This window comes from Streptomyces sp. NPDC090994, from assembly GCF_044768905.1.
In the GTDB taxonomy this organism is placed as follows: domain Bacteria; phylum Actinomycetota; class Actinomycetes; order Streptomycetales; family Streptomycetaceae; genus Streptomyces.
On sequence record NZ_JBIVWS010000001.1, the window covers coordinates 473,940 to 486,337 of the forward strand.

The following is a 12,398-nucleotide window of genomic DNA, read 5'->3' on the forward strand; positions in this document are numbered from 1 at the left end:
GGGACCGGCGCGGCTCCACCGGTCCCGGTCACCCGATCGGGACGTCACCAGGTCAGGCGATGCGCTCCAGGACGACCGGCGAGGTGGTGAACGCGGTTCCCGGGGCCGCGATGTCGTAGGAGCCCGCCACCGCCTCCAGCGCGTACGCGAACCGCTCCGGCGTGTCCGTGTGCAGGGTCAGCAGGGGCTGGCCCGCGCGGACCTCGTCGCCCGGCTTGGCGTGCAGTTCCACGCCCGCCGCCGCCTGCACCGGGTCCTCCTTGCGGGCGCGTCCGGCACCCAGGCGCCAGGCGGCGACGCCGATGTCGTAGGCATCCAGGCGGGTCAGGACACCGGAGGCACCGGCCGTCACCACGTGCTGTTCCTTCGAGGTGGGCAGGGCCGCGTCCGGGTCGCCGCCCTGGGCGCTGATCATGCGGCGCCAGACGTCCATCGCGGAGCCGTCGGCCAGCGCCTTCGCCGGGTCGGCGTCGCGGATGCCCGCCGCGTCGAGCATCTCGCGGGCCAGGGCGAGGGTCAGTTCGACGACGTCCGCCGGGCCGCCGCCCGCCAGGACCTCGACCGACTCGCGGACCTCCAGGGCGTTGCCCGCGGTCAGGCCGAGCGGGGTGGACATGTCGGTGAGCAGGGCGACCGTCTTCACGCCGTGGTCGGTGCCGAGGCCCACCATCGTCCGGGCCAGTTCCCGGGCGTCCTCGACCGTCTTCATGAAGGCACCGCTGCCCGCCTTCACGTCGAGGACGAGCGAGCCGGTGCCCTCGGCGATCTTCTTCGACATGATCGAGGAGGCGATCAGCGGGATCGCCTCCACCGTGCCGGTCACGTCGCGCAGGGCGTACAGCTTCTTGTCGGCCGGGGCCAGACCGTCGCCGGCCGCGCAGATCACCGCGCCCACGCCGTCGAGGACCGACAGCATCTCCTCGTTCGAGAGCAGTGCCCGCCAGCCCGGGATCGACTCCAGCTTGTCCAGCGTGCCGCCGGTGTGGCCGAGGCCCCGGCCGCTGAGCTGCGGGACGGCCGCGCCGCAGGCCGCGACCAGCGGGGCCAGCGGAAGGGTGATCTTGTCGCCGACGCCGCCCGTGGAGTGCTTGTCCGCGGTGGGGCGGGACAGGGAGGAGAAGTCCATGCGCTCGCCCGACGCGATCATCGCCGCCGTCCAGCGGGCGATCTCGCCCCGGTTCATGCCGTTGAGGAGGATGGCCATGGCGAGCGCCGACATCTGCTCGTCGGCGACCTCGCCGCGGGTGTACGCGTCGATGACCCAGTCGATCTGCTCGTCGCTGAGTTCCCCGCGGTCGCGCTTGGTGCGGATGACGGAGATGACGTCCATGGCCATGGCGGGACTTCCTTACTTACTTGGTGAGGTGGTCGGGGCCGAAGGCCTGCGGGAGCATCTCCGCGAGCGGGAGGATGCCCGCCGGGGTCTCCAGGAGCAGGCCGGGGCCGCCGAACTCGTACAGCAGCTGGCGGCAGCGGCCGCACGGGACGAGGACCTCGCCGTGGCCGTCGACGCAGGTGAAGTGGGTCAGCCGGCCGCCGCCGGTCACCTGGAGCTGGGAAACTAGCCCGCACTCGGCGCACAGGCCCAGCCCGTAGCTGGCGTTCTCCACGTTGCAGCCGGTGACGGTGCGGCCGTCGTCGACCAGGGCCGCCGCGCCGACGGGATACCCGGAGTAGGGGGCGTACGCCCGGGACATGGCGTCCCGGGCCGCCTGGCGCAGCGACTCCCAGTCGACGCCGGTCACTTGCCCTGCCCCTTCCGGTACGGCATGCCGTCCGCCTTCGGCATCCGCAGGCGCTGCGCGGACAGGGCGAGGACGACGAGGGTGATGACGTACGGCGTGGCGGAGACGACCTGGTTGGGGACCTCGTCGGTGCCCGCGTACCAGGCGAAGACCAGCGCGCCGACGACCACGGTGATCGCGGCCTTGACGTACTTCTTGCGGACCGCCAGCCAGATGGCGCCGACCAGGAGCAACAGGGCGCCCAGCAGCAGCAGGGCGTGCACGTTGGCCGAGCCGCCGCGCAGGTTGAGGCTGTCGGTGTAGCCGAAGAGGCCGGCGCCGATGGCGAGGCCGCCCGGCATCCAGTTGCCGAAGATCATCGCGGCGAGGCCGATGTAGCCGCGGCCGCTGGTCTGGCCCTCCAGGTAGAAGGGGTTGGCGACGATGGAGAGGAAAACGCCGCCGAGACCGGCCAGACCGCCGGAGATGATCACGGCGAGGTACTTGTACTTGTAGACGTTGACGCCGAGGGACTCGGCGGCGACCGGGTTCTCGCCGCAGGAGCGCAGGCGCAGACCGAACGGCGTGCGCCACAGGATCCACCAGGTGGCGGGGATCAGCGCGACCGCGACGAGCGTCAGCCAGGAGACGTCCGTGACCAGGCCGCCGAGCAGGCCCGCGATGTCCGAGACGAAGAACCAGCCCTGGTCGTTGAGCGACTTCAGTCCGTCGGACAGGCCGGGGATGGTGAAGTGGCCCAGCGAGTCGACCGGCGGGGACTGCTTGGCGGAGCCGCCCTGGTGGCCCTCGAAGGCGAGGGGGGCCAGGTAGCGGGTGGCGCCGAGGGCGAGGATGTTCAGGGCCACACCGGAGACGATGTGGTTGACGTTGAAGGTGATCGTCACGATGGCGTGCAGCAGACCGCCGAGCGCGCCGCCGACGATGCCGACGAGGACGCCGGTCCACGGGCCCCACTGGAACCCGGCCCAGGCGCCGAACCAGGTGCCCAGGATCATCATGCCTTCGAGGCCGATGTTGACGACGCCCGCGCGCTCCGCCCACAGACCGCCGAGTCCCGCGAGGCCGATCGGCACGGCGAGCTGGAGGGCGGTGGACATCTGGCTGACGTTGGTGATGCCGTCCGCGCCGGTGACGATCCGGACGAGGGAGGTCAGGGCCAGGGCGCCCGCGATGACCAGGAGCAGGACGGGCAGGGACATGCGGCGGCCGGTGGGGGCCGTGGACTTCGGCGTCGGCTGGTTGAGGTCGGTCACGGTGGTCATCGCGCCGCCACCTCCTTCTCGGTGTTGTCGGCGCCCAGGACGTGCCCGGCGGCCAGTTCCGCGCCGACCCGGCGCTGCTGGCGGCGCAGGCCCCACTCGCGTACGGCCTCGTAGGAGACGACCACGGAGAGGACGATCAGGCCCTGCATGATGACCGCGATCTCCTTGTCGTAGCCGTGGAAGTCCAGCTCGGGGCTGGCCTTGTCGAGCCAGGCCCACAGCAGGGCGGCGAAGGCGATGCCGACGGGGCTGTTGCGGCCGAGCAGGGCGATGCCGATGCCGAGGAAGCCGATGCCGGTGGGGAAGTTGAGGCTGTAGGTGTGGGTGTCGCCGAGGAGGATGGGCAGGCCCGCGAGCCCGGCCAGTCCGCCCGAGATGAGCATGGCGGTCAGGACCATGCGCTTGGGGTCCACGCCGCTGGCCGACGCGGCCGTCTCCGAGGCGCCCGAGGCGCGCAGGTCGAAGCCGAAGCGGGTGCGGTTGAGGACGACCCAGTAGCCGATGCCGAGGAGGACGGCGAGGACGACCAGGCCGTAGATCTCGCCCGCCGCGCCCAGGTCGATGCCGGGGACCCAGCCGGAGTCGTGCATCTCACCGGTGGTGTTGTTGTTGCCGACCTTGACGCCGAAGACGTCGGGCAGCCACAGATAGCCGATGACGGCGGTGGCGATGGAGTTCAGCATGATCGTCGCGACGACCTCGCTGACGCCCCGGGTGACCTTCAGGACGCCGGCGATGCCGGACCAGAAGGCGCCGGTGAGGACGGCGGTGAGCAGGAGCAGCGGGATCTGGAGGACGCCGGGCAGGGCGACGTGCGCGCCGACCACCGCCGCCATCATCGCGGCCAGCTGGTACTGGCCGTCGACGCCGATGTTGAACAGGTTCATCCGGAAGCCGATGGCGACCGCCAGGGCGGCGATGTAGTACATCGACGCCTGGTTGATGATCAGGACCTGGATGTCGGAGAACCCGGCCTGCTCGAACATCAGGGCGAAGGGTTCCACCGGGTTCTTGCCGGAGGCGATCAGCACGATCGCGCTCAGCACGAAGGCCACGGCGAGCGCGATGACCGGTCCGGCCACCGCGAGGAGCACGCGCTCCTTGTCGAACTTCTTCATCAGCGGGCCTCGTCCTTCCCGGAGGCTTCGGAAGTCCCGGGCTCGTCGCGTTCCTCGTGCTCCAGGTGGCCGGTGACCGCGCCGGTCATCGCCGAGCCGAGTTCCTCGGGCGTGATGGTCGCCGGGTCGGCGTCGGCGACGAGCTTGCCGTCGTAGATGACCCGGAGGGTGTCGGACAGGCCGATCAGCTCGTCCAGGTCGGCGGAGATCAGCAGCACGGCCAGGCCCTCGCGGCGGGCCTCGCGGATGTGGTCCCAGATCGCGGCCTGGGCGCCGACGTCCACGCCCCGGGTGGGGTGGGCGGCGATCAGGAAGCGCGGCGCGTGGCTCATCTCGCGGCCGACGATCAGCTTCTGCTGGTTGCCGCCGGAGAGGGAGGCCGCGGTGACGTCGATGCCGGGGGTGCGGACGTCGTACGTCTCGACGATGCGGCGGGTGTCGTCCTGGGCGGCCTTGATGTCCAGCCAGACGCCCTTGGCGTTGGGCTTCTCGGTGACGTGGCCGAGGATGCGGTTCTCCCAGAGGGGGGCCTCCAGGAGCAGGCCGTGGCGGTGCCGGTCCTCGGGGATGTAGCCGACGCCCTGCTCGCGGCGCTTGCGGGTGGTCCAGGCGGTGATCTCGTCGTCGGCGAGGCGTATCGACCCGGAGTCGGGGGCGCGCAGGCCGATCAGCGCGTCGACCAGCTCCGTCTGGCCGTTGCCCTCGACGCCGGCGATGCCGAGCACCTCACCGGCGTGGATGGTGAAGGTGACGTCGTCGAGGAGGGCCTTGCCGCCGGGGGCCGCGAGGCGCAGCTTGTCGACGGTGAGCACGGGGCGGTCGGTGACCGTGGACTCGGCCGTCTCCGGGGTGGGCAGTTCGCTGCCGACCATCATCTCGGCGAGCTGGCGCGGGGTCGTCTCGGACGGGACGGCCGTGCCGACCGTCGTGCCGCGCCGGATGACGGTGATCTCGTCGGCGACGGAGAGCACCTCGCCCAGCTTGTGGGAGATGAAGATGACCGACAGGCCCTCGGACTTCAGCTCGCGCAGGTTGTCGAAGAGCGCGTCGACCTCCTGCGGCACGAGCACGGCGGTCGGCTCGTCGAGGATGAGGGTGCGGGCGCCCCGGTAGAGGACCTTGAGGATCTCCACGCGCTGGCGGGCGGCGACGCCCAGTTCCTCGACCAGGAGGTCGGGGCGGACGTCGAGGCCGTAGCGCTCGGAGATCTCCTGGATCTTGCGGCGGGCCTTGGCGCCGATGCCGTAGAGCTTCTCGCTGCCGAGGACCACGTTCTCCAGGACCGTGAGGTTGTCGGCGAGCATGAAGTGCTGGTGGACCATGCCGATGCCGCGCACGATCGCGTCGGCCGGGGACGAGAAGGAGACCTGCTCGCCGTCGACCGTGATCGTCCCCTCGTCCGGCTTCTGCATGCCGTAGAGGATCTTCATCAGCGTCGACTTGCCGGCGCCGTTCTCGCCGACGAGGGCGTGGACGGTGCCCTTGCGGACGGTGAGGTGGATGTCGTGGTTGGCCACGACTCCGGGGAAACGCTTGGTGATCCCGGCGAGCTGGACGGCGGTCGCCTGACCGCTGCCCGCCGCTGCCGAGGCCGGAGGGCTGCTGGACGCGTTGATGGCGCACTCTCCTGGGGACGGGGGCCGTCTACGCGTGTAGCGCCCCTACGGCGTCGAAAGCGGTGGCACACCTGCCTCGGCGGGGTACGGGGCGGACGTCCGAGAACGCCTCCCCGCACCCCGCCGAGCGGCCGCGCGACCGCGGTGGCGGCACGGTGCGGGTGCTGCCGGTGTCAGCTGCTCTTGACCTTGATGTCGCCGCTGATGATCTTGTCCTTGGCCGTGCTGATGGCTTCCTGGAGCTCGGTGTCGTCCGCGAACTTCGGGTTGGAGTCCGACAGGCTCACTTCACCGGTCTTCAGATCGCCCCGAACGATACCGGTCTCCGGCTTTCCGTCCTCGACCGACTTCGCCAGGTTGTAGACCGCCTTGGCGACGTCCTTCATCGCCGAGGTGAGGATCGAGTCCTTGTACTTGGCGAGGGCTTCCTGCTGGTACTGGTCGGAGTCGACGCCGATCGCCCACACCTTGTTGGCGGCGGCGGCCTCGATCACGCCCTGCCCGGACAGACCGGCCGCGGCGTACACCACGTCGGCCTTGTTCTCGATCTGGCCCTCGGCGGCGGTCTTGCCCTTGTCGGGGCTGGAGAAGCCGCCCTCCTCCGCGGTCTGCGTCAGGTACTGGGAGAGGACCTTGGCCTTGGGGTTGGTGTCCTTGACGCCCTGCTCGAAGCCGGCCTGGAACTTGTGGATCAGCGGGTTGTCCACACCGCCGATGAACCCGACCACGTTGCTCTTCGTGGACTTGGCGGCGGCGACACCGGCCAGGTAGGAGCCCTGCTCCTCGGAGAAGACGAGGTCGGCGACGTTCTCGGCCTCGATGGTGGAGTCGTCGACGATGCCGAAGGTGACGTCCGGGAACTTCTCGGCCGCGCCCTTGACGGCGGCGGCGTACGCGTAGCCGACGCCCACGATCGGGTTGTAGCCCTGCTTGGCGAGGGACTCCAGGCGCTGCTGCTTGTCGGCGTCGGTCTCACCGTCGGTCGGCTCGATGTCCGCCGTCTCGTACTTGTACTCCTTCTTCGCCTGCTCCAGGCCCGCGTAGGCGGCGTCGTTGAACGACTGGTCGCCCTTGCCGCCCACGTCGTACGCGATCGCGAGACCCTTGTCGCCCTTCGACTCCGAGGAGGAGGAAGAGGTCGAGGTACCACCGCAGGCGGCGAGCGCGAGGGCCAGGGAGGCGGTCGCTGCGCCTGCGACCGTGATCCGGGAAATCCGGCGCATGTGTGGTGCTCCTGTCGTACAAGCGCCGGACGGGGTTCGGCTGCGGCGCTGGGTTCGCCGCAGATTAACGCGCGTAGACCAGCCTGAAAACCCCTTCTGTCCACCTTGTTATCGGCCCGTGCCCAACTCTCGCCGGGCGCAAACGCGAGGTGGCGTTCCGTGACGCCCGGCCGCCTCGCGGGGACGGCCGGGCGGGGCGTCCTACGGCTCGGTCCGCACCTTGATCGAGCCGCTGACGATGCCGTCCTTCGCCTTGGCGACGGCGTCCTTCAACCCGGCGACCTCGGCGTACTCCGGGTTGCTCTCGGACAGGCCCACACCGTCGGACTTCAGGTCGAAGGTCTTGGTGCCGGTGAGCGGCTTGCCGTCCTCCACCGACCGGGCCAGCGCGAACACGGCCCCGTCGATGTCCTTGAGCGCGGAGGTCAGGATGGAGTCCTTGTACTGGGCGAGGGCCTCCTGCTCGTACTGGTCGGAGTCGACCCCGATCGCCCACACCTTGTTGGCGGCGGCGGCCTCGATGACCCCCTGCCCGGACAGCCCCGCCGCCTGGTAGACGACGTCCGCCTTCTTCTCGATCTGCCCTTCGGCGGCGGCCTTGCCCTTGTCGGGGCTGGAGAAGCCGCCCTCCTCCGCGGTCTGCGTCAGGTACTGCGAGACCACCTTCACCTTAGGGTCGGTGTCGGCGACGCCCTGCTCGTACCCGGCCTGGAACTTGTGGATCAGCGGTACGTCGACCCCGCCCACGAACCCGACCGTCTTGGTCTTGGTCGCCTTGGCGGCGGCGACACCGGCGAGGTAGGACGCCTCGTTCTCGGCGAAGACCAGGGAGGCGACGTTGTCGCCCTCGACCACGGAGTCGACGATGCCGAAGGTGGTGTCCGGGTAGTCGGCGGCAACCTTCTCCATCGCCGGGCCGTAGGCGAAGCCGACGCCGACGACCGGGTTGTAGCCCTGCTTGGCCAGCGAGGCGAGCCGCTGCTCCTTGTCGGCGTCGGTCTCGCCGTCGGTGGGCTCGATGTCGGCGGTCTTGTAGCCGTACTCCTTCTTCGCCTGCTCCAGGCCCGCGTAGGCGGCGTCGTTGAAGGACTGGTCGCCCTTACCGCCGATGTCGTAGGCGATGGCCATGCCCATGTCTTCCTTGGAGCCGCCGCCGTCACCGCCGTCCTCGGTGCTGGTGCCTCCACAGGCGGTGGCGGCGAGCGCGAGCGACGCGACCCCGACCACGGCGCTGGTCAGTCGCGGTATCCGACGCAGACTCGTTGTCCGACGCATCTGAAGTTCCCCATCCCTCAAGTCCCCGCGGCGGGCGCCCGGTTCGGCGCACATTAACGCGCGTAGAAACTCCTGGGAACGGGGTTCCTCGGGGCCGTTATCCATTCGTGCCGGAGGGGGTTACGGGGCTGTGAACCAGGGGTTCGAAGGGGGCGGAAAGGGGTGGGCGCCGGCCCTACCATCGAGGTACGGCAAGCCGGAGCGATACCGACCCACTGGGGTGACCGTGAGCAACTGGGCAGACCTGACGACCGGTAAGCGCATCAAGCACCTACGGGGCTCCGACCTGACCCAGCAGGGGCTGGCGGAGGCGTCGGGGCTGTCCTTGGCCCTGGTGCAGAAGGCCGAGCAGGACCGGGGGGAGCTGTCCGTCGGCTCCCTGCTCAAGCTCGCCCACGCGCTGAACACCGACGTGGCGGTGATCCTTGGGCAGCAGGCGCCGCGGCGGGGGATGGGCAGCGGTACTCGGGCTGCTGTGCGCAGGCTTTCCGACGCCGTCCACGACAGCGCCCTCGGCGTCTGGGAAGGTATCGAAGAGCCGAGCAGTTTGCGTGAGTTGTCGGTCGCTCATGCCCGCGTGTGCGCCAGTTATTGGCGAGGCGACTACGAGGAGTTCGGCGAACTCGTCGCCAAGGTCCTGATCGAAGGACGTATCCGGTACGGGCAGGCCAGTGGGTACGAGCGCGAGCGGCTGGGCTCCGTCCTCGCGAGCACGTACCAGTTCGCCTCCTCGGCCGCGATCTTGCTGGGCCAGCGGGACCTCGCTCTGAGCGCACTCACATCGGCACGCCACCTAGCGGAGAACTCCGGAGACGACGTACTCGCCGCACTCCTGGAGTCCACGCTGTCGTGGATCTACTTGCGAAGCGCGAGACTTCCCAGGGCGATTGCCGTCGCCGAGCAGGCGGCCCTGCGGATCGAGCCGACGTTCAGCCGGGCTTCCCGGCCTCAGTTGCTCGCGTACGGGCGACTGATGATCTCCGCCGCCGTGGCCGCATCGCGCGGGGGAAACGCCGCCTCCGCGGACGACTACCTGTCGCAGGCGCATGCGGCGGCAGCTCGTCTCGGCAGCGACGAGCGCCTGTACGGCACGCACTTCGGTCCCACCGCCGCGAACACGGAAGCCGTGGGAATCGCCGTTGCGCTCGGGAACCACGGGAGGGCCTTGCGACTGGCTGCGCACACCGAGCTGCCGCAGTCCATGCCCAAGCTCGCCCGCAACCGCTACAAGCTCGACGTCGCCCTGGCCCAGTGCGCGGCCGGCCTCTACGACCAGGCGGGAGACACCCTGATCGAGGTGGGACTCGACGCCCCCGAGTGGGTCAGGCACCAGGCGCTGCCCGGTGTCATCGGCAAGCGGCTCGCGAAGGTGTCGACGGCTCGCGTGCGCAGGATCGGCGAAGTGATCGGCGTGCCCTTGATCGCGTGAGTCCTACGGAGCGTACGAGTCGGCGCCGGGCAACTTTTCCTGTCGCACGCCTCGTCACTTCACCATGCGTGATCGGTCGAGCACAGTTGACGCATGGTCAGCTACAAGAGCGCACAGACGCAGGAACCGGCACGCCGCCGCACCGAGGGCGACCTGAGACGACGCCAGGCACTGGCGGACGCGGCGGCGGGGATCTCGCCGGGTGAGGCCGACGTACTGGCCGAGGCGGCGAAGGTCGAGCGGTTCCGTTGCGTGATCTACCTGTGCGGTGCTCCCCGTACGGACATCGCGGGACCTGGCCAGGAGTGTACGGAGTACGCCGAAACGTTCGGGTGGGAGATCACGGACGTCATCGAGGAACGCGCGGGCCTGCTGCCGCCGCGCGGGCGTGACGGGCTGTGGCGAGCCGTCGAACGCGTCAGGGCCGGAGCGGCCGGGGCGGTGCTCACGGCGTGCCGCTCGATGATCTCCTCCGTTCCGCAGGAGTACGACGAGGTGGCGCGCGAGATCGAGAAGGCCGGCGGCTTCCTGCACGTCAAGGACTCGGCACGCGGCCGGCTCACGCGGGCGGACGGGCACTCGGCGTGATCTTCGCCCCCGCCGTCACGCGCCCGTGGCGCGACGCGTGGCCGCTCGCCGCACAGCCGGACGACGGCAACCCCTGGGTGACCGGCACCTGTTGGCTGTACTGCCGACGCGAGGGGGTGCGCGTGCTGTGGGTCGGCTCCGTGTCCACACCGGGCGCTACGGGTGACGTGTACGCGTGCGCTCCGTGCGTCGCGGAGCTCGACCACATGGTGCGTGTCCAGTCCCACGACCGGGACCGGAGGGTGTGGGGGTCCGCAGCTCTCACCGTGCCCGCGCACGCGCCCCTTTCCGGGCCTGCACCACACCACCGTACGAACGACAACGGACGAGAGGGAAGCACATGACCACGAGCACAGCGGCACCTGCCATCAAGAAGCCGGGCGCGTCCGGCTTCGTGTGGCTGGACCTCACCCGGAAGTGCCAGCTCGCCTGCGGCCACTGTCACAACGGCTCCGGCGCGGCCGGCTCACACGGCTCGATGACCGCCCAGGACTGGACACGTGTCCTCGACGAGGCCACCGCGGCAGGCGTCTCCCGAGTGCAGTTCACCGGGGGAGAAGTCACCCTGCACCCCGACGCGCCGGCCCTCGTCGAGTACGCGTTGACGCTCGGCTTGGCGGTCGAGGTGTACAGCAACCTGGTCCATCTGAACGACGCGTGGTGGAGCCTGCTTCGGCGGAAGCACGTCAGCCTCGCCACCTCGTACTACGGCTCGGAGGGCGCGCACAACGCCGTCACCGGACGCGGCAGCCATGCTCGCACCCGAGCGAACATCGTAAAAGCGGTGGCGGACAAGATCCCGATCCGCGTGTCCGTGATCGTCTCCGCCCCCTCCGATCCCTCCAGCACCGGCGACGAAGCGAGGCGGGAGCTCCAGGCCCTGGGCGTCCGCGCCGTTCGCGTCGACCATGTCCGGCCCTTCGGCCGTGCGGCGAACGGACGGGAACCGTGTACGGACGGCCTCTGCGGACGGTGTGGGGACGGGCGAGCGTCCATCGGACCGGACGGCGCCGTGTCCCCATGCGTGTTCTCCACGTGGTTGAGCGTGGGCAACGTCCAGGAAGCCTCGCTGAGCGCTATCCTCGACGGCCCTGAGATCGCACAAGCCAATGCGGCCATTCGAGCGGGGCGCGGTCTCGACGGCACTTTCAGTTGCGGCCCCGGCAGTCCTTGCGGCCCCGACAGTGACGACAGCCGCCCCTGCACCCCCGACACCGATGACGAGTGCTCCCCGGGGACACCCGGAAGCGAGTGCACCCCGAGGAACTGAACGCGCTATGGACGACGACCTTCCCGAAGACGCGGTCCTCCCCTTGATCAAGAAGCACACGGGTCCGGTGGTGCAGGTCAGGCGCACCGCGCGCGGCTTCAGCTCGGATCTGACGGCCTTGGTCGACTGCGGCGAGGGACGGTTCTTCGTCAAGGCAATGCGTAACCGGCCGGGCGGCCGACGGAAGTCCCTCATCAGGGAAAAGCAGATCAACGGGCATCTCGGGCACATCTCGCCACCTCTGTTGTGGGACGTGGAATCCGCAGACTGGTTGGTACTGGGCTTCGAAGTGATCGACGGCCGGTCGTCCGACTTCGCGCCCGGCTCGCCGGATCTTCCTCTGGTGGTCGGGGTCCTCGGGGAGATCGGCCGGTTGTCCCTTCCGGAGATCGCGCGAACCTGGACCGAGACACGCTGGGACCGGTTCGCCTTGAACAGCTCGGAGGCCGAACTGTTCAAGGGCCACTCGCTCCTTCACACCGATATCAACCCGAGCAACTGCCTCGTGGTGAAGCGGCGGGTGTGGGCCGTGGACTGGGCGTGGCCGACCAGGGGGGCGGGGTTCATCGACCCCGCGCTCCTGGTTCTCCAGCTCATCGCGGCCGGGCACACCCCGGACGGCGCGGAAGCGTGGGCATCCGAGTTGTCCGCGTGGCGCGAGGCGGCCCCGGAGGCGATCAACGCCTTCGTCGCCGCCAACCTGCGGATGTACCGGGCCGCTGCCGAACGCAAGCCCGATGAGGACTGGCTCAAGGCCATGGCCGAGGCGTGCCGGGCGTGGGCCGGGCACAGAAGGCTGCCCGAGGAACGATGACCACTCGTGCCCGGAGGCACTCCATGAACACCTCCCCACCCGACGTGTCCGTCGAGGA

Annotated in this window: 11 protein-coding genes; 4 read left to right on the top strand and 7 right to left on the bottom strand. The window is 69.9% G+C overall.

The window, feature by feature from the left end; translation table 11 throughout:
- Window positions 1-52: 52 nt before the first annotated feature.
- From ACIQR3_RS02225 to ACIQR3_RS02255, 7 genes are all read right to left on the bottom strand, one after another.
- Entirely contained in the window at window positions 53-1,336 is a 1,284-nt protein-coding gene (locus ACIQR3_RS02225; protein WP_403532936.1) for a thymidine phosphorylase, read from the bottom strand.
- Between the two features lie 16 nt (window positions 1,337-1,352).
- Entirely contained in the window at window positions 1,353-1,745 is a 393-nt protein-coding gene (locus ACIQR3_RS02230) for a cytidine deaminase (RefSeq protein ID WP_403532938.1), read from the bottom strand.
- The gene (locus ACIQR3_RS02235; protein WP_403532941.1) at window positions 1,742-3,007 is read right to left on the bottom strand and encodes an ABC transporter permease; all 1,266 of its coding nucleotides are present in this window, start codon (window positions 3,005-3,007) and stop codon (window positions 1,742-1,744) included. Before ACIQR3_RS02235 ends, ACIQR3_RS02230 begins: the two co-directional genes overlap by 4 nt.
- Window positions 3,004-4,125 carry an ABC transporter permease gene (locus ACIQR3_RS02240; RefSeq protein WP_403532943.1) on the bottom strand — a complete coding sequence of 374 codons (1,122 nt, stop codon included), beginning with the start codon at window positions 4,123-4,125 and terminating at the stop codon, window positions 3,004-3,006. The genes ACIQR3_RS02235 and ACIQR3_RS02240 overlap by 4 nt, the downstream gene beginning before the upstream one ends.
- Window positions 4,125-5,741 (bottom strand): ABC transporter ATP-binding protein, encoded by a 1,617-nt coding sequence (locus ACIQR3_RS02245; RefSeq protein ID WP_403533952.1) that lies wholly within the window; start codon window positions 5,739-5,741, stop codon window positions 4,125-4,127. Before ACIQR3_RS02245 ends, ACIQR3_RS02240 begins: the two co-directional genes overlap by 1 nt.
- Window positions 5,742-5,914: 173 nt before the next feature.
- Window positions 5,915-6,964 carry a BMP family protein gene (locus ACIQR3_RS02250; protein WP_403532946.1) on the bottom strand — a complete coding sequence of 350 codons (1,050 nt, stop codon included), beginning with the start codon at window positions 6,962-6,964 and terminating at the stop codon, window positions 5,915-5,917.
- Window positions 6,965-7,165: 201 nt separating this feature from the next.
- On the bottom strand, window positions 7,166-8,221 hold the full coding sequence (locus tag ACIQR3_RS02255) for a BMP family protein (protein ID WP_403533955.1): 1,056 nt from the start codon (window positions 8,219-8,221) through the stop codon (window positions 7,166-7,168).
- 244 nt (window positions 8,222-8,465) lie between these two features.
- On the opposite strand from ACIQR3_RS02255, the gene ACIQR3_RS02260 reads away from it, so the two are divergent.
- The 4 genes from ACIQR3_RS02260 to ACIQR3_RS02275 all read left to right on the top strand — a co-directional run bounded on the left by ACIQR3_RS02260 (window position 8,466) and on the right by ACIQR3_RS02275 (window position 12,340).
- Window positions 8,466-9,668, top strand: coding sequence for a helix-turn-helix domain-containing protein (locus ACIQR3_RS02260; protein WP_403532948.1), 1,203 nt, complete (start codon window positions 8,466-8,468; stop codon window positions 9,666-9,668).
- Window positions 9,669-9,761: 93 nt separating this feature from the next.
- Window positions 9,762-10,256, top strand: coding sequence for a hypothetical protein (locus ACIQR3_RS02265; RefSeq protein ID WP_403532951.1), 495 nt, complete (start codon window positions 9,762-9,764; stop codon window positions 10,254-10,256).
- A gap of 340 nt (window positions 10,257-10,596) precedes the next feature.
- Window positions 10,597-11,526 (top strand): radical SAM protein, encoded by a 930-nt coding sequence (locus tag ACIQR3_RS02270; RefSeq protein WP_403532954.1) that lies wholly within the window; start codon window positions 10,597-10,599, stop codon window positions 11,524-11,526.
- Between the two features lie 7 nt (window positions 11,527-11,533).
- On the top strand, window positions 11,534-12,340 hold the full coding sequence (locus ACIQR3_RS02275) for a hypothetical protein (protein ID WP_403532957.1): 807 nt from the start codon (window positions 11,534-11,536) through the stop codon (window positions 12,338-12,340).
- Window positions 12,341-12,398: the final 58 nt, after the last annotated feature.